Source organism: Lichenifustis flavocetrariae, from assembly GCF_026130545.1.
In the GTDB taxonomy this organism is placed as follows: Bacteria; Pseudomonadota; Alphaproteobacteria; order Rhizobiales; family Beijerinckiaceae; genus Lichenihabitans; species Lichenihabitans flavocetrariae.
The window spans coordinates 1-17,598 of the sequence record NZ_JAMOIM010000045.1 but is presented as its reverse complement, the minus strand read 5'-3'; the positions used below and the strand labels follow the sequence as shown (position 1 = coordinate 17,598).

Here is a 17,598-nt window from a genome sequence, read left to right as displayed (position 1 = left end):
GGAAAGGCGACCACGATTTGTCGAAAGTCGTGCCTCGACACCCCACCATGCACTGTTTTCTTTAAACTGTGATCGCTCATCTTCCCGATTATTCAGGCGCCGTGAGTGGTTTTCGATTCATTTGCCGTGGCCGTTGACGATGCGCCCGTTGAATGCCGTTTCCAGACGGTTGAGTGTCCGGCCAGGCCGAGATCGTTGAGCTGAAGGATGTCGGAGACGCCCAATTCTAGCAGCGTGATGGCCAGCTCGCCGGCCGTCGCCTCGCTGATCGGCGCATCGGCATCGTCGCCGCCGATCAGCACATAGTCGAAGCGTTCGCGCAGGGTGAACAGCTCGTCCTCGACATCGAAGACAATGTGCTGCATGCGGCCGTGGGTGACCTCCAGGATGCGGCGAATGGCATAGGTCTTCCCCGCCCCGGACGCGCCCTGGATGATGGCGCGGGAACCGATCAGCTCCTCGGGGTGCGGGATGTCTTTCGATATGGGGCATTCATGCGTTCTCTCTTTTCATGGCCGGTAGGGGCCCAAAAACAGGTCTCCAATGGCTTTGCGCATGCGCAAGGTCAGCCGCCGCTGCCGGCGATGCTCCTCGCGGTCGTGCATCATATGGCAGCGCTGGCAGAGCGCTTTCAGATTACGTGACCGGTTGTTGCTGGGATCGTGGTCGAGATGGGCGGTCGCCAGCACGACCTTGGTCAGGCGGATCGTGTCGCTGTCCACGGCGATCAGGCGCGGCAGGCCTCTCCCCTTCCCGCAGCGCCACGTTTGAAGCTCCTCGTCGAACCATCTGCCGTCGCCGAGATGCCGGACCTGCTGGCCGTGCGGACGGCCGCAATGCTCACACCGGCCTTTGGCCCGCTCGAACCGGATCACGGCCGAAAGCTGGGGCCAGTCGAGCGGATACAGCCATTTGAACTGCGGCCGGATCGGCATCAGGACCCTCCTGCCTGGCGGCGCGCGGCCGGAAAATACTGGTAAAAGGTCTGTCGCGTGATGCCGAGCCGCTTGGCGATATCGGCGACGGAGATTGTCTGCTCTTTCAGCATGGCCCGCGCGGCGGCAAGGTCGGCGTCCGTCAGCTTCTTGCGCCTGCCGCCCTTCTTGCCGCGCGCCAGGGCCGCTTTCAGGCCCTCCATGGTGCGTTCGCGGTTGAGGTCGAGGAAATACTCGGCCATGGCACCGTGCATCTGCAAGGCGAAGCGGCCGTGCGCGGTGTCGCTGTCAAAATGCTCGGTCAGGCTCTGGAACCGCACCCCGTCCTTCCGCAAGGTGTCGAGAGTGCGCATCATCTCGACGAGGGAGCGGCCGAGGCGGTCCAGTTTCCACACGACGAGAATGTCCTCGGGCCGCAGGAAGGCGAGCGCCGCGTCGAACTCCGGCCGGGTGGTGCTGGCCTTGCCGGATTTCTTTTCCTCGAAAATGCGTTCGCATCCGGCCTTACGGAGCGCGTCGCGCTGAAGGTCGAGGTTCTGGTCGGCGGTCGAAACGCGGGCGTAACCGATGAGCATGTCAGGATTGTATAAAATGATCCTTTGTCTTACAATAGATTTGTTGACACGTTTTCCTGACATCAATAGGCCGAAACGACGATTTCCGGCAGACCCGTTTCAGAGTGTCAGGAAAAGGATCGTTATTTGGACAGGTATTGCAATCAGTTTGAATTTACGCTCTGTGTAGACAAGTTAGTCGAAAGTCGATATAGGGTATGTCATAATTTGAGATAGTTCATGGTTGAAAAAGTACGCCTCTCCGCACCGACTCTGAAGGTGCTAAAATTCCTTCTAGAAAGGCCAGCCAACGGCCAGTCAGGTGCCGAGATATCCAAGTTCGCGGGTGTTGGCTCTGGGACGATGTACCCTCTGCTTGCGCGCCTAGAGGCGGCGGGCTGGTGTGAAAGCGTGTGGGAACCCATTGACCCGAGCGAAGCCGGGCGACCAAGACGCCGCCTTTACACGCTTACAGTTGCTGGTAGAGCGAGAGCACGCGCTGCCTTTGCCGAGTTCTCCGTAGCACCGGACGGAGACCTCGCGTGGCATTCCTGATTTGCGCCTGCTGGTTCTTCGCTGCGACCGTGGGCGGTCTAATCCTCAATATTCTCGCAACTGATGTGTACGAGCGATGCCCATGGATCGCAGCGTGGATTTTAGAGCGCGCCGTAAAACGACTGCCAGATGACAAGCGGGCTAGATATAGAGAGGAGTGGGCTTCGCATCTCGCGGACTGTACAACAAAACTAGACCAGATTTGGCACGCGGCCGGTTCGTGGTGGAGCGTCGGCAGCATTCTACGGCGCGCCCCGCACGTAACGCGTCGTTACCGACTTGATCTACTCATCACCGGATCGGCGCTCGTAATGGTTGCATCAACCGGTGAAGCGGTCGTCCGGCTCCTAGCAGGAATGCCGTTTTGGTTCCTGATCCCTTCCGCATTCCAGATTGTCCCCGCTGGGGTCGTCGTGGTCTTAGGTATTAGACTACGTTGGGAAAAAGGAAATATCGTCGAACTCTGACAAGAGGCGCATTCTTCCACTAGCAAAGTGGCAGCAGAAATGCAGAAATCTGTCTTTGATGCGTGGGAGTCGAGTGGAGTGCAATTCTTTGTTTCTGGGCAAGCTAGCATTCCTTTTGAGCTACGGCCGTACCTCAACTTGCGCCGAGATGGGCGGGGACAGCGTGACAATTTCGCTCTCCTTCTAGATAGCCAAAGTAGCGCGGAAGTACGGGTTCACATCTTCAGAGAGGGGTATGCCCTTCTCCCATTTCGGTTCCCTCGAACAAAGTCCGCAGCGAGACTAGGTTCGCTACGGAACGCAGCGGGCTCTGTAGTGTCCGTCACGCTTCGGGTCTATGGCCTCGATCAATCAAGCATCCTTCATATCGCAACTTTGAACGAACGCTCTATTGAGGTTCAAGTGCATTCAAGCACGTCGTTATCGGCTAAACCCTGTCAAGTAAGGTGCCAGGACGGAACAATGGGGAGCCCATGCGTCGTTTGCACAAAAAACGGTCGCAGCGTCCGGTTCTGTTGTTGATGCACAGGCAAATCAACATCTACATACGGGACAAAGAGCGCAACCCGCTTCCTGGCTCGAGTGTCGATGTCACGATCGACGAGGAACATTTTGGCACCGTCCAGAACACGGAAGGCCATTTGACCGTCACGATACCCGACCCCGTGCAGGTCGTAACTTTGACCGCAAAATATAAGGGAGTGAAAGAGCAGGTTGCAAAACTTGGGCCGGATACAGACGTATATACTTTTTATTTCGACGTCATGGGATCCTATTCAAATATGACGAAACAGATCATCGCTACAATCGTGGCACTGGTCGCAATCTTTGCAGTTGTAGGGTTTGCTTTCTATCTTGGGCTATTGGCCGGTGCCATACCTCTCGTCTTGGGGCTCTTCCTGATGATCGTCACCCTCGCTCTGGCTTTCATGTACAAAGAACCTACGCTTCTGCAGGCGCAATTGATCAGGTCGACATTTGCCTTGGGAGCAGGATGTCTTGCATCGCAAATTCCCGGGTTGCTCAACCTGAGCATAAGTGCCGGCCAAACCGGGACAATCACCGCAGCAGGCGCGCTTGCGGTCTATGTGATAGTCTTCTTTTTTACACCTGCGAAAGATAATTGAGAGCGATAAGCACTTTGTCGTTGGCAGCAGTGAGGCGACGTTCGAGCTCCCCTTAAGCGGACATGATGATGCGCCACGGCGCAGTTTGCCCCTTGTAGTATAGATGCAGGCCGCCAGCCTCGTCGGCATCCCGCTCCTAGAGCAGTCTGACCAACTCATCGCGCCGCATACTGCCGTAATTACGGTCGACCATCATACTCTCAAGTTTCAGTGCCCCGACATCACGCTGTTTTTACAGCAATATTTACACCCATCCTAGGCGAATGAGGCCTCTATAGGAAGACAAACCGAGCGTGATCCGGCCCTGATCACTCAGCGCGATAATCTTCAAGGCCGTCGCTTGAATGTCCCCCTTCTCGTCGCTGGTCATATCAGGGACGGCTGTGCGGGCTGGGGCGGCGTATTGGAGCGGACCGGCAGAGCGTTGATCTCGTCGCCGGCCTGTTGCTCGGCCAGGCGCAATTCATAGGCTGTTTGCAGGTTCAGCCAGAACTGGGCCGAGTTGCCGAACCAATGGCCGAGGCGGAGCGCGGTGTCGCCCGTGATGCCCCGCTTGCCCTGGATGATCTGCGACAGGCGGTTCTGCGGCACCTTGATCTGGCGGGCCAGTTCGGTCGCGCTGATGCCGATTTCCTTCAACTCGTCGCCGAGGATATCGCCGGGGTGAATGGGTGGCCTGCTCATGATCGTCTCTCCCTCCTTGGAGATGGTGTGTTTCAATCGTGGTAGTCGCAAATCTCGACGTTGGACGGTCCGGGGTCGCCTTTGGGCCAGGTGAAGCAAATCCGCCATTGCTCGTTGATGCGGATACTGAACTGGCCGGCCCGGTCGCGTTTCAGCGCCTCAAGGTGATTGCTGGGCAGCGTTCCGAGTTCGGGCAGGCTGGTGGCGGCTTCGAGGATTTCGAGGCGCTTCCAGCCCTGTTTTTCGAACCCCTGGAACGCGCGGACAAACTCGCCGTCTGCAAACTCTCTGGTCCGCTTATCGCGGTATCCCATGATCACATAAGCAGCGTAGCAGGTAAGATGCTATACGTCTAGCGTCTTCTCTCTTCCCCGCTGGCCCCTTTACACTGGTGCCGCCTCCCTGCTCTCGTCGGCATGTTCCTTTGTTCGGTCCCCCGCCGGAGGCGGGACTTGGATCATTCCTTCGTCCCGATCGCCAATGGGCGCACCGTCGGGGGAGCGGAGGCGAAAAGCGGCCGTTAGGCCGGGACCGGAAGATTTTGCCTTTGTCAAAATACCGGCCCCACCTTTTCACCGAGAGTGAGCCCGATGGTAAGCTGATGGCGTGAGGGTGAAAGAGTTATCGGCGAAGCCGATTCCGCATGGCGCGAAGCGCTCCCTTTTCGCCGCGTAGCGACGTTGTGGTGTCGGCCGTAGGCCGTCCGCTTTTTTGCGTTGTCGATCGTTATCATATGATCGAGATCGTCTGGTCTGGTCTGGTCTGGTCTGGTTACAGGGTGCGGCTAGGGCGTGACTTGTAAGGTGATGTCGGAGTTATCCACAGCGTCTCCCTACTCTTTTTTGGTTTAAAGAGTTAATAGATTCTAGTTTAAGAAGTTAAGGGAAAAAAATTGTCTTTTTCGTCTTGTTTTTCAATAACTTACCGAACATGGGCGTTCCTAATGTCCCGATGATTTGTTCCTAATGTCCCGAAGCTTTTGTTCCTAATGTCCCGATGATTTGTTCCTAATGTCCCGAAGGATCGATTTTCACAAGGCGTTCCTAATGTCCCGAAGCCGGGTAGCGTAGAGCGTTCCTAATATCCCGAAAGATGCCTTCTTGCCGCTGTAGCGTTATGCAAATCAGCCGTTAGGAGGCGAAATCGCGTGGAAGCGGGTGTTTTTCGCTTGGAAATGAGCCAATCCCCGCATAACGCGCCATCAGCGGGAAATGATTCGGGACATTAGGAACGCCCCGGACGGAGGTATGGCCTAAGGTGTCAACGGTTGCGCGCATGCCATTTGCGCGCAAAGCCATAGAACGCTTTTTGATAGTCTTCTGGCTGGACTTTGTTGCCGTCCACTATCCAAAGGTCGAAATCCGACTTGATGGCGTAAATATCCCAGCCTGGAAAATCACGCTTCACGAGCTGGATGGTCTGCTCGGTAAGCACCGGCTGGCCGCGCTGCGGCGCAGCCGCAGGTCGTTTACCCGCCTGGCCGTCCGCATCTGACGCATTGGTCGGCCTTGGCAGGCTGCGCCGCTCTTGGCGGATCATCCGCAAGGCGGGATCGCCGCTCGATCCCGTCTCGACCAGAATGTCATAGCCTGGGATAGGACCGTCTTCACCGTGGCAACGCGCGGCTAGCGCCAGCATCTCGAACTTGAAGCGGCGATACGTGCCTTCTGCGCCCGATTTCTCGAACAAGGTGCGCATGGAGATGGCAAAGCCCTCCTCCCCTGCCCCGCCGGCATGCTTGCGGGCGACGCGGTAAAGCCAGCGTTCACGGCCCCCCACAATCGAAAAATAGGCCGGATCGAGCGCCAGCAAATTTTTCTCAAGCAGGATACCCTCGTAAAACCATTCGGAAACGGTCAGGGTCATCCCCTGACTGCTACCGGTCGTGTCGTTGGTCACGTCAGACCAGCTCTCAATCCAACTGAACTGGCGATCCTTCTTTTTGCCCTTCGGGCGGATATTGGTGATGATCGTGGTTGATTGCAGTCGGCCAAGGGCGTCGCGCAACAGGTGGTATTCGCGCCCTCCCGTCTCGCGGCCGATCGTGCGCAATAGGTCGTAGCCTTGAAAATGCAGGGTGCGCGGGATGTCGTTCGAGCCGGCCTTGCGGTGTGCGTTGAGGATCGACGCGGCCCATATCAGAATATCGGCGTCCCAAATGGTCGCCATGCCGAACTCGGGGGTCGCCAGCACCTTGACGTAAACGCTGCCGTCCGGGCTCGTGTACTCAATCGGCTTCAGCCGCTTGCGCTTGCCAAGGCTGAAAAACGGCCGTTCCATCGTTTCCTGCGTGTCTCTAAACGCGAGGTCGGCGGTATACGGGATAAAGAGATCGAACTGCGGATCATGCTGAGCGCCCGACTTCATACGACACATCCTGGCGTATGAAAACACACAAGCATACGTTCATACATACATACATGTTTGAACTTATCCACGTTGTAAGCTGCCTTTCCCCTTCTTGATGAACAGCAGCTCAAGCGCCTCCTCCAAAAGCGCCTGGGTCGTGGTTTCCTCCTCAGCCGCCAAAAGACGGAGCTGCTTAGCGACGTTCGGTGTGAAGTGCCCGCCGACGAACTTTTTCCCCTCTCTTACCGGCCTTACAAATTTGGTCGCCTGGGAAGCATAGTCGGCCGCCTCGGGCGGCGCGGGCTGGCTTGGCTGCGTATCGGTATTCGCGGCCTTCTGGCGATCCAGCACCGCCTGCAATGAGTTTTTGCTGGTCATGGCTCTATCCTCCTGTTCATATGTTCATACATGTATATTCGTATAACTGTTGGATCTCCTGGGCGGCTTTGCCGTCCGGCTCGAATTCTTGAGCCGTCTGACCGGTCTGCTGAGCGCGGGGATAGGATACGCGGGTATGGATGCGGACGGGGGCAAGCGTCGCGCCTAGGGCTTTGACGGTATCTTCCGCGTCCGCGATCTCGCGCCCGCCCTGTGTCGGGCAGAAAGTCAGCACGACGGCTGCTGGCTTGGCGTAGTGCTTCACCAGTTCAAGGGTCTTGGTCATCGCCATCACATCCAGCACGGCGGGCCTGGTAGGGATGAGGATGAAGTCGGCCCGCTGCGCAGCCTCGAAGGCAATGTCCTTGGCGAATGGCGGCGCGTCGATGATGGCGAGCTGGCAACCGCCTTCTTCGGCCGCTTTCAGCATATGACCGAGCCTAGACGCCGCCACGGAAGCAACAGCCGGAGCTTCAGCTGCGCGCATGTCCTTCCAGAAGGTCGCTGACGCCTGCGGGTCGAGGTCGAACACGGCGCTCTGGCGACCATGCGCCTCGGAGGCGACGGCAAGAGCTGTGGCGAGGGTCGTTTTACCGACTCCGCCCTTCTGGCTGATGATGGCAACAATTTTCATGCGGAAAATCTTATGTATGGATTCAAACGTGAATACGTTCATACACGTTGTCACGTATAGGGTTATGGGTCAACGGCTCCTTATCGCGCCCTGCCGTCGCCGCCGAGCAATCCGGTCGGGCATTTCATCGATTTCTGCCGCAAGCGGGCCAAGGCGCTCGCCTAACGCCGCGCCGTGCCGTAGCCTGCATGAACAGGCGCGGTCGCCGCATGCTAAGGCGCCGATCCTGATGCAGGAGACCAGCCATGGCCGAGCATCAGCCACCTTCCCACGATGAATTGCAGCGCCAGGCGCGGCAAGGCACGGACCATCACCTCGGCGCGAAGTTCCCCGACCATGACCCGCAGCGGGAGCATCAGCGGGCAGAGCAGGCCGCCCATGCCGGCCGGCTGCGGCGGGAAGAGGCGTTTGTCCGGACCACGCCCGTGGCCGGCCATGACTTCAGACATGAACACGAGCGGGGGCGAGGCCGCTAAAGCGGGCGCGGACCGGAAGGCGGCGCCCGATCGGCAACGTTATCGTTGACGCTCACCGGATGGCCCGCTTGCCGGGGTTCGGCCGTTGTGCCCGCCACGTTGAACGAGGCGGTGGTGCTGCCCCGCGAGGTCAGGCATCGCCAATTCGCCGCCGCCTGCCGTTGCAGGGTGGCGCGGCCGGTGTGGCAGGCCGCGCGCTGATCCGCGTGGCGGGCGTCCATCTCGCTTAACAGCCGCAAGGTTTCGGCGTCGTGCGCCGCTATGGCGGCACGTCGCGCGGCCGGGGTGAGGCGGTCGATCGCCGGCGCGGCGGGCAAGGGCGCGGGCAGGATCCGTCGCGCCCATTGCCGCAAGATGCTCTGCCGGTGCCGGAACAAGCGCGCGCGCCCAAGCGCGTCCAGGGCCAGCCGGGCCACTTGGAAGGGGCTGGCGCTGGAGGGAAGAATGCTGCGGGCGTTCGCCATGCGGCCCTCGCGCGTCTTTTCCCGCGCGGCGAAGGCGGCGGCGCGGCGGTGAACCCGGTCGCGCATGGCCTCGGCCGCTTCGTGCCGCGCTGCGTGCTCGCGTTCCCGGTCTTCCGCATAATCGAGACTGGTGTCTTTTAAATTTGCGCGAGACAGGATCGCCGCGAGCCTCGTCCGGTCTGGGATGCTGTCGCGCGACCAGTGCAGGTCGAGCCGGTCGCGGTGCCGCGTCATCGCGACATAGGCCGCGTGGCGGTCGAGGTTCGGGCTGCAATACAGATGCGCCCGGTCTACCGTTGCGCCCTGGCTCTTGTGGATCGTCGCGGCGTAACCGTGCGCCACATGACCATAAGCGTCCAGGCTGAACGTCACACTGTTTCCGGACTGGCCGTCCAGGCGGACGGTCAGGGTGCGGCCGTGCATGGCCTCGATCGTGCCGAGGCTGCCGTTCCGCACGCCGAGCTTGGTGTCGTTGCGCAGGAAGGCAAGACGGTCGCCCTGGGCGAAGGCCTGCGGCCCGCCTGCCGTGGTCAACGTCACGTCTGCGCCTAAGGCTCCGTCCTGCCGCATGCAGGCGCGGGCGAGCGCGTTCAGCGCGGCGACGTCGCGGCGAAGGAAGGCCATGACGATTTGCGACCGGTCCGGATGGGCGCGGCGCTCCGCGTTCCACGCCGCGATCAGGGCCGCCCTGGCGTCCTCGCCGGTGGCATGGGAGTGGACCATGCCAGCCGCCTCGTAGCGGTCGAGCGCGGCGGCGGTGCGGCCGGCCGCGAGGTCGGCGGTCGCGTCGCGCTGCCAGTCTACCTTCTGCCGCCGGACCGTCCTGAGCGTCACGTCGCCGACACGATCGGCGATGGCGCGGAACGCGCCGCCGGCCTCGATTGCCTGGAGCTGCTGGGCGTCGCCGACCAGCACGACCTTGGCACCCGCCTTCCGCGCGAAATGCAACAGCCGCTCCATCTGGCGCGATCCGACCATGCCGGCTTCGTCCACCACGATAACGTCGTTCGGGCCGGGCAGGCAGCGTCCCTGTTCCCAGAGATACAGGCGGGAATGAATGGTGCCGGCGGTCTTGATGCCGGCACCGGTCTGAAGGCCGTGTGCCGCCTCGGCCGCGAGGGCCATGCCCTGCACCCGGAAGCCGGCCGCTTCCCAGGACTGCCGGGCGGCGTCGAGCATGGTGCTCTTGCCGGAGCCGGCGATGCCGGCGACGCAAGCCAAGCGGTTGCCGGTCAGGACGTGATGCAGCGCCTCCAGCTGATCGGCGCACAGAGACCGGCCCTTGAACCGCGCTGCCACATCGCCCTTTGCCTGAGCTGCGCGGGCGAGGGCGTCGGCCGAATCAGCCATGCGCCGCTCAAGGGCCTGGTGGGCCTGCGTGGTGAAGCGGTCCCGGCCGCGCGTGTCGCGCCCGGTCCGCACCAGCTCGGGCGCGGCGTCGAGTTTCGCCATGGCGGTCGCGAAGCCGGCCGCGTCCGGGGTATGCCGGCCCACGAAGCGCACCAACTCGGCCCGCGTGAAGGTCGAGCGGTCGCGGGTGAGAACGTGGAGCGCGTCGGCCGGCCGGTCGCCAGCCAGGAGGGCCGCCACGCGCGCGGCTTCGTCGGCCTGGCCGGGGTGGCCAGCCAGCTCGGCCTGGTGATGCAGGCGGTCGGCCGCCGCCTTGCGGATGGCGCGCTGCCCGGCACGGAAGGCGCGAACCTCGTCCGTCCGCTGCTGCCATGCCTGCTGTTCCTGCCCGGCCTGTGCGCTGAAAAGTTCCGCGTGATGCCGGCGCAGCGCGGCAGCATGCCGTTTCGATCCGCTGGCTTCGTGCTCGCGCCGATGCGCGCGCGGGGTTCGGTTGTCGGCCGCCCGGCCGGGGCTGACGCCGGCACGGCGGGCGTTGTTCTCGACGCGGGCGCGACAGAACACACGGCCGTGCCGCTCCTCATAGGCTTGCGCCCATTGGGACAGAGCCAGCTTTGATTTCGCGAGAGGGGCAGCCTTGCCGGTCATCGGATGCACCCGGTTGACCAGTACGTGGACATGCGGGTGTGGCTCGTCCGTATGGCATATGACGATCGCCTGATGACCGTCGAGGCAGAGTGCCAGCAGGCTTTCCTGCGCAGCCGCAAGCTGGTCTGCCTTGGTCGGACGCTCGTCAGGATGCCAGGACAGGGAATAGGCCAGGACCGGTTTTTCGAGCTTGCGTCCAGTTGCCTTCACCCCGGCGACCGTTTTCAGGGTCCGCTGGGCGAGGGCAGTGTGCGCCATCATCCGCCAGGCCCGGTCCGGATCGTCGGTCGGCAGGTTGAAGGTGGCGGTCCAGGCGACGCGATCAACGGTGCCGGGCGAGTCCAGTGTGGCGACTTTATCGCTGAAGTAGTAGGCCGCTGCGCCCTTGAAGCTACGCCCCAGCTCCGTCAGGGCCGGGATCATAGAGCTGATCCAGGCATTCGTTGATGCGGGCGATCAGGGCGTCCAGCTCGGCATGGGGCGCGGCACGCCCGGCGTTCATATGATGCGCGATCTGGTTGAGATTGACGCCAAGGCGTAGCAGGGCGGTTGCTAGTAGCGCTTCGCTGTGGGCCAGGGCGACGGTCGAGGGCAGGCGATGATTGAGGCCGCGCCGCCGCAGATAATCGGCCCGGCTGAGGCCATAGGCCGAGGCGGCGGCGTCGATCTTCGCCTCCTCGGCCAGGTTGAGCCGGATGCCGGTGGGATGGCCCCGCCGATCCTCGGGTGCCAGTCGCGGTCGTGCCATGCCGATCCTTCCTGACCGGCTCCCGCGTGGCTGGGGCGGTCGCCTGGGGTGTTCCAAGAGGGGCCGGCGCCCCTCTTGGCCAGAGTTTTTGAGCAACAAAAACACATCTGGCTACGCCCATTCCATAATATAGGACAACATACCCTAATAAACGGAAAAGACGTGATAATATATCCGGTGAATGGAATGATTTATAGCCATGTATTGAGGAGTTGAACTGCAACGACCCTGTTCATAGTTCGGCGGCTGAGTTGCTACGGCCGATGCCCGCGCTCGTGTTCGTCACGCGCATGCGTCCGGTCATGGTCTCGGCCGGCCGAATGTCCCTGCCGTTCCTGCACCTCCTGCACGCGGTCACGATCGGCGCGGGCGAGGGCGGCGCGATCGAGCTGCCGATCTTCCGACCGGTGCCGGTCGTCGAGGGCCTTCGCGTCGCGCTGATGGTCCGCTGTCATGCGCTCGCGTTCGGCCTGGTAGGTCGCCCGCACGTCGCGCTCGAGATCGACGCGGGCGGGGGCGGTTGGTTCGTGCTGCCGATCGGCCCGGCCGGTTATCGCGCGCACTAGGCGTTTCAGGCGTCCCGGCTGCGGCTGTGTGGTCGTCGTCTCCGGTGTCGTCCTGGCCTGCTCGATCGCCTGCGCTTCTCGCTGGTCGATATCGCGGCTTCGCGACACGCCGCGCGCGGCGCGGTCGCGGGTCTGGCTGGCACGCTCCTGGTCATGCCGCGCGGCCTGGTCGTGGCGATGCTGGCGCTCCCATGCCGATCGCTCGCGCGCCTGCCGCTTGCGACCGGCATTCGTTTTGCCTGGTCCCATGTGCTTCGTCGGCATCCGGCCGATGCCGCGCGCCTTTAAGCTGCGATGCTCGACATGGACCGTGGTGACGCCCTCGCCGGCAAGAGCCTCGTTCATCATCGCGGCCAGGGTCGCGCGGATCGCCGCGACGGTCCGGCCGCCGCCTTCCCGGCTGTTCCATTCGCGGGTTTTGGCGGCAAGGCCGGTCGCGGTCATGCGGCGGGTGGTGAACATCATGTGGCAATGGTGGTTGCGCTGATCGCCCATCTTGCCCGGTGCGTGGATGGCCCAATCGACCGCGACGCCATGCGCGTCGACCAGATGCCGCGCGATCCGGTCCACGAGCGCGACGCGGCCGGTCGGTGACAGCTCGGCCGGAAACCCGAAGAGGATTTCACGGGCCACCATGGCCTCATGCTTCCAGGCCCCGGCATTGGTACCGCGCGCTCCGTTGCGTTCGCGCAGCTCGGCGGCGTTCCACAACCGTGCGCGGTCCGAAGCCCATGCCGGTGCTACGGCTGGCAGAACGATTCCGGTCGCTTCCAACCCGGCCTTGCCCCGGTAGTCATGAACGCGGCTTTCCCGTTCGCAGGCGATCCGGGCGCACGCTCGATAGGCGGCGGCGGCAGTCGCGGACCGGCCCTCTGCCCGGCTGAAATGCTGAACATGGGCGGTCAATTCGAGGATGCGCACTGCCGCCTCCTCAACTGATATGTGCGTCTCCTTCGGACGCGCATCGCTGCGACTTCGCAGCCGCCGGCCATAGTCGGCCCACCCCCGCAGGGCGCGCAGTGACGAAGGAACGGCCAGAATTGCATCGGGAGCAAGTTCGGCCATCTTGGACGACCTTGCAGGGCATGACCTTCCATGACCGGCCCCGATGTAATTCTGGTTAAGTGCGCCATTGCTGGTTTCTCGCGTGCGCGAGGGACAGGCGCTGCGGCGCCGGCTACAATGACGGCGCCAGCCGGCATAGCCCGCAGGGCGGCACCCCCGGCCGGGGCAGGGGAGGCAGGCCAATGGCATGGTGGACCGGCAAGCGCGGCAGCGCAGCGCCAGCGGCCCCGGCGGTCGCGGATACGCGGCCCCGGCACGAGCGCGATGCAACTGAAGGTTTTCCGCGCGGCCTGCCGGATGGCGACCGGCACAAGCCGAGCGCCTTGGGCCGTTGGCCGTCTGCCGACGAAATGGCGGAGTTTCAGAGCCGGCCGGACGGCCCAAAATTCGGCGAGTGGAAGCCGGGAATGTTCCTTGTCGGCCGCGACCATAAGGGCCGTTATTACGGCCACGACGATGACCGGCACGTCCTGACCGTCGCGGGAAGCCGCGCCGGCAAGGGCGTCTCGCTGATCGTGCCAAACCTGCTGTTCTGGCCTGGAAGCGCCTTGGTCATCGATCCCAAGGGGGAACTGGCGACGCTGACGGCATCGCGCCGATCGGCCGGCGGGTCGGACTGGTCGGTGCCGCTGACACCGGGCGAGGGCGAGGTGTACGCGCTCGATCCGTTCAGCCGGGTGACAGGCGACGCGCGGCAACATGCCTTTGCCGGCTTCAACCCCCTGGCCGATCTCGATCCCGCGACGGGCGAGGGCGCCGATCTCGCCTATCAGCTCGCGGACGCGCTCATCATCCAATCGGACGGCGACGGGGCGCATTGGACGCAAGCCGCGCGGGCATTGCTGACGGTGCTTGTCATGTGGGTCGCGGCTACAGAGCCGCCGGCCAGTAAAAACCTCGTCACGGTGCGTCGCATCGTGACGAAGGGCGAGGCGGCGCTGAATGCGCTGTGGGTTGCCATGGCGGAACACGGCATCGACCTGATCGGCCGGACCGGCGAGGCGATGCAGGGGACGCAGGCGAAGGAGTTGAACTCGATCATCTCGACGATCGCCACGCAGACCGCGTTCTTGGAAGGCGAGCAGATGGCCCGCGTCCTGTCGGCGTCGTCGTTCCGGCTGGAAGACCTGAAAGCGAAGCGCATCACGGTCTATCTGTGCCTGCCGGCGACACGCCTGGCGACGCATGGGCGATGGCTCCGGATGTTCGTCACGCTCGCCATGGACGCCATGGAACGGACAGGGCCGCTGCGCGACGGGCAGCACCGCGTGCTGTTCTGTCTCGATGAGTTCGCCGCACTCGGCACCATGGAGACAGTCGAGAAGGCGGCCGGGCAGATTGCCAGTTTCGGCGTGAAGCTGTGGCCCATCATTCAGGACCTCACTCAGCTTAAGCGCGACTATAAGGACGGTTGGGAAACTTTCATGGGCAATGCCGGGTTGCTGACCTTCTTTGGCAACACCGACCTGACCACGACGGATCACATCGCCGCCCGCCTCGGCGAAACCGAAGTCGTGCGGATCGTCGAGAGCGCCAACGAGACCTGGCAGGACGCGGTTGGCGGATCGCGCGGCGACCCGATGATGGCGCTCGTCGGCGGCCAGTCGAATAACACCGAGTCCACCAACCAAAGCAAAGGCGGCGGCCAATCGAAAGGCGAACAAATCCAGCGTGTGCCGCTGATGCATGCCAGCGAGATCGTTCAGGCGTTCAGCCGGGAGCGCGGCAACATCCTGGTGATGATCCCCGACAAGCCGCCTTGCGCCTTGCATCGTTGCGTCCATCACAGCGAGGAGGATGACGGCTTATTTGGTGGCCTTTTTGGTACCATCGAAGGCCAAAAGCCGCCCCGCACGAAACGCGCGGAGCGGGAAGAGCGGGAGAGCGTCGGCAAGCGGGCTTAGGTTTCGGGATGTGCGTCACGATAATCGGCAACCCGGTCGTACCATTCCGGCGTCAGGCCATAGTGAACGGTGTCGATCCCCTCCACGAACTGCTGCAGAACAGCGTTCGATTGACGCTCGGCATATGCCTTGAGTTGGCGGTGCTCCTCCACGGTCAGCACCCGGTGCGCAACGGTCGGGATCGGCGAAGGCGACGCAGTGGGAGCAATGGGCGTTGAGACCGTCCGCACCGCGCCGTCGTTCATCGGCGCGCCGCGTTCGGCCGCTGCTTGGCGGATGACGTCGAGCTGGCTGCGCGTGATGTCCTGGCGGAGTGCATTACCCATGCCGCACGTCGCCGCGCCGGTCTTCTGCGCCGCGTAATAGAAATCGTCCGAGGCGTTACGGCCCCAACCTTGCGGCTGGGTCAGGCTGGAAACGATCCGCGCGCCAATGCAGGCGACGTCGGCCAAGGTCGCCATGTCGGTTTCACCCGCAAGATCGGCGGTGCGCTCGTTGGCGGCGACCTGGATGGCGATGAGGTCCGCCTGGGCCTTGGCGTTTGCCTGAGCGGTGGCGTCCGCAATGCGCCGCTCCATGTCGATCTTGGCCTCTTTCATGGCTTCGATCTCATGGCGGACCGTATCGCCAGCCGCGTCGCCCGCGACGCTCGACGGCCGCCAACCGTCGGGTAATCCGACTTGGAGGGCATAGAAGGTCACGGCGGCGGCGACACCGCCACCGGCGATAACCTTCACCCAGGGGGCGAGGTGGCGAAGGCCGGACGGGCCGGGCGGCTGTGCGCCGAAACTCTTGAATTGTGAGGGGTTGGACTGCTCGTTCATGGCGGGGCCTCTGTCTCGATGTTGAAAGTAGGGACGGCAGGGCCGCCGTCCCTAAGCGATGGCGTAGCTCAACGGCGCGCGGTGTTTTTGGGCTCAAGCTGGAGGCGCGGCGCGTTGTTGACGTGGTTGAATCCGGCGTCGCGCTGCTGCTGGTTGAATTCAGGGCAGGGATTCATCTGCAAAACTCCTTTTGACCGAAAAGAAGGACGCAGGAATGATTGATCGCCTCGCGATTGAGGCGGTCAGCGGGGTGTTGTGTTCGCCAGTTACGGGACGGGTCGCCGATCGTCTGTTTGATCGAAATACTCGTCGCATTCTTCTTCTTCGCCGACTGAGTCATCGAGGGGATGCCAGCCAATGTGAGAAGTAGGCGGTTGACCTTCGTAGAGATCGCGTCTGCTAAAAGGGCACACGCCTTTCGGACGAAGTAGGCGGCAAAGCTCCCAGCGTTTGCAGGGAGGAGCATCAAGTTTCATTGACATGGACGAGCCTCCTCCGCTGTCGATCAGCTAAGACCAGGGGCGGCGTATGCCGCCGTCCCTGGACGGTGCTGTTTCAGCGCGTCTTGGTGGCAGGAGGCGGCGGCGGTGGGTTCCTCACGCGGTTAAATGCGGCATCTGCTTGGTTCTGCTGCTGATGTGTCGGAAAGCGCGGCGCTGCGACGCCGCCGTTTGCAGCTGCAGAAGCACCTGCTTTGGATGCGTTTGACATGGCTGGATGTCTCCACTCGCTAGTCCGAAATGGACTTAGCGAGTGACACCTTCACAGCAGACTGAGATGTCGTCAATCAAAGATATGTTTGATTGTCACCGGGGCTGATGCGACATTTTGTCAGCTTTGAGCTTCTCTCGATATCGTTGATTGGCCTCACGAGTGCTTTGGCGACGCCGTTCGATCGCTTCTGCTGGATCATCAATCCGTGGCAGGCCGGGGTTCCTGCCGCCAGACGCAAATGTCAACGCCTCGTCGGGATGGCGACCAATCCAGGTCGCATAGGCTGCATAGAGTTCAGGATCGCGTTTCAAATCCGAACGTGTCAGACCGGCATGGTGCCATTCGTCATCGCGCATCTGCCCATAGTTGGCTTGGATGAACTCAATCGGAGTGGACGCATTATCTTTCGATCTATTTTTCCAAAGCTTCGGCGCAACGGTCGTTGTTAGTTCTGAGACTTCAACTGCTCTGTCATAGCCCGGCATGCCCGATTCAAAGGCACCTTCGCTTCCGGCCGACGCATGCCTCGCGAAAACCGTTCTAACCGCATCATACCCAATTACTTTAGCGTAATTCTCATAGATGCGGGTAAGTTCTTCCTCTAGGGCGTCGCAAATATTGTCACTATCCAATCCAAAATATTGCTTTAATGTTTGATAATTTTCAATATAAATCGGATTTAATGAAACGGCTCTACTAAATGCATCAATCGATAAATTTATAATTTTGTTCTTAGCTAGCAATTCTGCCATTACAAACAGAGCTTTAGCATCGTATTTATTTATTACAATAGCGGCTCTGTAATCTAGCAGAGATTGATCATTCTGACCCTTTTCGTAATAGGCAATAGATCGATTTGTTAAGACGCCGGCATTGCCGGGATCGAGCCCAATCGCGGTGTCAAAGTCGGCAATCGCCCGGTTGAGGTCGCCTTTGTTGCCATAGGCCGCGCCCCGATTATAGAAGGCGTTAGCATGGCCAGGGTTGAGCCCGATCGCGGCGCTGTAGTCGGCAATCGCCCGGTCAAAGTCGCCTTTTTGAACATAGGCCGCGCCCCGATTATAGTAGGCGTCAGCATGGCCGGGATCGAGCCCGATCGCGGCGGTGTAGTCGGCAATCGCCCGATCAAGGTCGCCTTTCTGACCGTAGGCCGCAC

At 61.8% G+C, this 17,598-nt stretch carries 18 protein-coding genes; 4 read left to right on the top strand and 14 right to left on the bottom strand.

Features of this window, described 5'->3' with window-relative positions; translation table 11 throughout:
* Positions 1 to 92 precede the first annotated feature (92 nt).
* From M8523_RS30720 to M8523_RS30710, 3 genes are all read right to left on the bottom strand, one after another.
* Complete coding sequence (locus M8523_RS30720; protein ID WP_282588660.1) at positions 93 to 365, bottom strand: hypothetical protein; 273 nt, start codon at positions 363 to 365, stop codon at positions 93 to 95.
* Between the two features lie 144 nt (positions 366 to 509).
* Positions 510 to 935, bottom strand: coding sequence for a hypothetical protein (locus M8523_RS30715; RefSeq protein ID WP_282588659.1), 426 nt, complete (start codon positions 933 to 935; stop codon positions 510 to 512).
* Positions 935 to 1,510 carry a recombinase family protein gene (locus M8523_RS30710; protein ID WP_282588658.1) on the bottom strand — a complete coding sequence of 192 codons (576 nt, stop codon included), beginning with the start codon at positions 1,508 to 1,510 and terminating at the stop codon, positions 935 to 937. The genes M8523_RS30715 and M8523_RS30710 overlap by 1 nt, the downstream gene beginning before the upstream one ends.
* 219 nt (positions 1,511 to 1,729) lie before the next feature.
* On the opposite strand from M8523_RS30710, the gene M8523_RS36935 reads away from it, so the two are divergent.
* The 3 genes from M8523_RS36935 to M8523_RS30700 all read left to right on the top strand — a co-directional run bounded on the left by M8523_RS36935 (position 1,730) and on the right by M8523_RS30700 (position 3,638).
* Positions 1,730 to 2,044 carry a PadR family transcriptional regulator gene (locus M8523_RS36935; protein WP_428351671.1) on the top strand — a complete coding sequence of 105 codons (315 nt, stop codon included), beginning with the start codon at positions 1,730 to 1,732 and terminating at the stop codon, positions 2,042 to 2,044.
* Positions 2,032 to 2,511 (top strand): hypothetical protein, encoded by a 480-nt coding sequence (locus M8523_RS30705; RefSeq protein ID WP_282588657.1) that lies wholly within the window; start codon positions 2,032 to 2,034, stop codon positions 2,509 to 2,511. The genes M8523_RS36935 and M8523_RS30705 overlap by 13 nt, the downstream gene beginning before the upstream one ends.
* A 473-nt stretch (positions 2,512 to 2,984) precedes the next feature.
* Positions 2,985 to 3,638 carry a hypothetical protein gene (locus M8523_RS30700; RefSeq protein WP_282588656.1) on the top strand — a complete coding sequence of 218 codons (654 nt, stop codon included), beginning with the start codon at positions 2,985 to 2,987 and terminating at the stop codon, positions 3,636 to 3,638.
* Positions 3,639 to 4,004: 366 nt separating this feature from the next.
* Here the strand turns inward: M8523_RS30700 and M8523_RS30695 are convergent, their stop codons facing one another.
* From M8523_RS30695 to M8523_RS30655, 9 genes are all read right to left on the bottom strand, one after another.
* On the bottom strand, positions 4,005 to 4,322 hold the full coding sequence (locus M8523_RS30695; RefSeq protein WP_282588655.1) for a HigA family addiction module antitoxin: 318 nt from the start codon (positions 4,320 to 4,322) through the stop codon (positions 4,005 to 4,007).
* A gap of 32 nt (positions 4,323 to 4,354) precedes the next feature.
* Positions 4,355 to 4,636, bottom strand: coding sequence for a type II toxin-antitoxin system RelE/ParE family toxin (locus tag M8523_RS30690; RefSeq protein ID WP_282588654.1), 282 nt, complete (start codon positions 4,634 to 4,636; stop codon positions 4,355 to 4,357).
* 946 nt (positions 4,637 to 5,582) lie between these two features.
* Positions 5,583 to 6,689, bottom strand: a complete 1,107-nt coding sequence (locus tag M8523_RS30685) for a replication initiator protein A (protein WP_282588653.1) — start codon at positions 6,687 to 6,689, stop codon at positions 5,583 to 5,585.
* A gap of 63 nt (positions 6,690 to 6,752) precedes the next feature.
* Positions 6,753 to 7,049 (bottom strand): ribbon-helix-helix domain-containing protein, encoded by a 297-nt coding sequence (locus M8523_RS30680; protein ID WP_282588652.1) that lies wholly within the window; start codon positions 7,047 to 7,049, stop codon positions 6,753 to 6,755.
* 16 nt (positions 7,050 to 7,065) lie between these two features.
* The gene (locus M8523_RS30675) at positions 7,066 to 7,683 is read right to left on the bottom strand and encodes a nucleotide-binding protein (RefSeq protein WP_282588651.1); all 618 of its coding nucleotides are present in this window, start codon (positions 7,681 to 7,683) and stop codon (positions 7,066 to 7,068) included.
* A 212-nt stretch (positions 7,684 to 7,895) separates the two neighbouring features.
* On the bottom strand, positions 7,896 to 8,132 hold the full coding sequence (locus tag M8523_RS30670; RefSeq protein WP_282588650.1) for a hypothetical protein: 237 nt from the start codon (positions 8,130 to 8,132) through the stop codon (positions 7,896 to 7,898).
* A 23-nt stretch (positions 8,133 to 8,155) separates the two neighbouring features.
* A complete protein-coding gene (locus M8523_RS30665; RefSeq protein ID WP_282588649.1) occupies positions 8,156 to 11,044 on the bottom strand; it encodes an AAA family ATPase in 2,889 nt (962 codons plus the stop codon).
* The gene (locus M8523_RS30660; protein ID WP_282588648.1) at positions 11,013 to 11,369 is read right to left on the bottom strand and encodes a plasmid mobilization protein; all 357 of its coding nucleotides are present in this window, start codon (positions 11,367 to 11,369) and stop codon (positions 11,013 to 11,015) included. Before M8523_RS30660 ends, M8523_RS30665 begins: the two co-directional genes overlap by 32 nt.
* Before the next feature lie 254 nt (positions 11,370 to 11,623).
* The gene (locus M8523_RS30655) at positions 11,624 to 13,000 is read right to left on the bottom strand and encodes a MobA/MobL family protein (protein ID WP_282588647.1); all 1,377 of its coding nucleotides are present in this window, start codon (positions 12,998 to 13,000) and stop codon (positions 11,624 to 11,626) included.
* Positions 13,001 to 13,182: 182 nt separating this feature from the next.
* Here M8523_RS30655 and M8523_RS30650 point away from each other — a divergent pair, with 182 nt between their 5' ends.
* Positions 13,183 to 14,904: a type IV secretory system conjugative DNA transfer family protein gene (locus M8523_RS30650; RefSeq protein WP_282588646.1), complete on the top strand. Its 1,722-nt coding sequence runs from the start codon at positions 13,183 to 13,185 to the stop codon at positions 14,902 to 14,904.
* On the opposite strand, the gene M8523_RS30645 is transcribed toward M8523_RS30650, so the two are convergent.
* Positions 14,901 to 15,728, bottom strand: coding sequence for a class I SAM-dependent methyltransferase (locus tag M8523_RS30645; protein ID WP_282588645.1), 828 nt, complete (start codon positions 15,726 to 15,728; stop codon positions 14,901 to 14,903). The genes M8523_RS30650 and M8523_RS30645 overlap by 4 nt on opposite strands.
* 806 nt (positions 15,729 to 16,534) lie before the next feature.
* A partial coding sequence (locus M8523_RS30640) for a tetratricopeptide repeat protein (protein ID WP_282588644.1) occupies positions 16,535 to 17,598 on the bottom strand: 1,064 nt, incomplete at its 5' end.

Coding starts and splice junctions, on each gene's coding strand:
- M8523_RS30720 (WP_282588660.1), bottom strand. CDS start 365: ATGCAGCACATTGTCTTCGATGTCGAGGACGAGCTGTTCACCCTGCGC.
- M8523_RS30715 (WP_282588659.1), bottom strand. CDS start 935: ATGCCGATCCGGCCGCAGTTCAAATGGCTGTATCCGCTCGACTGGCCC.
- M8523_RS30710 (WP_282588658.1), bottom strand. CDS start 1,510: ATGCTCATCGGTTACGCCCGCGTTTCGACCGCCGACCAGAACCTCGAC.
- M8523_RS36935 (WP_428351671.1), top strand. CDS start 1,730: ATGGTTGAAAAAGTACGCCTCTCCGCACCGACTCTGAAGGTGCTAAAA.
- M8523_RS30700 (WP_282588656.1), top strand. CDS start 2,985: ATGCGTCGTTTGCACAAAAAACGGTCGCAGCGTCCGGTTCTGTTGTTG.
- M8523_RS30695 (WP_282588655.1), bottom strand. CDS start 4,322: ATGAGCAGGCCACCCATTCACCCCGGCGATATCCTCGGCGACGAGTTG.
- M8523_RS30690 (WP_282588654.1), bottom strand. CDS start 4,636: ATGGGATACCGCGATAAGCGGACCAGAGAGTTTGCAGACGGCGAGTTT.
- M8523_RS30685 (WP_282588653.1), bottom strand. CDS start 6,689: ATGAAGTCGGGCGCTCAGCATGATCCGCAGTTCGATCTCTTTATCCCG.
- M8523_RS30680 (WP_282588652.1), bottom strand. CDS start 7,049: ATGACCAGCAAAAACTCATTGCAGGCGGTGCTGGATCGCCAGAAGGCC.
- M8523_RS30675 (WP_282588651.1), bottom strand. CDS start 7,683: ATGAAAATTGTTGCCATCATCAGCCAGAAGGGCGGAGTCGGTAAAACG.
- M8523_RS30670 (WP_282588650.1), bottom strand. CDS start 8,132: ATGTCTGAAGTCATGGCCGGCCACGGGCGTGGTCCGGACAAACGCCTC.
- M8523_RS30665 (WP_282588649.1), bottom strand. CDS start 11,044: ATGATCCCGGCCCTGACGGAGCTGGGGCGTAGCTTCAAGGGCGCAGCG.
- M8523_RS30660 (WP_282588648.1), bottom strand. CDS start 11,369: ATGGCACGACCGCGACTGGCACCCGAGGATCGGCGGGGCCATCCCACC.
- M8523_RS30655 (WP_282588647.1), bottom strand. CDS start 13,000: ATGGCCGAACTTGCTCCCGATGCAATTCTGGCCGTTCCTTCGTCACTG.
- M8523_RS30650 (WP_282588646.1), top strand. CDS start 13,183: ATGGCATGGTGGACCGGCAAGCGCGGCAGCGCAGCGCCAGCGGCCCCG.
- M8523_RS30645 (WP_282588645.1), bottom strand. CDS start 15,728: ATGAACGAGCAGTCCAACCCCTCACAATTCAAGAGTTTCGGCGCACAG.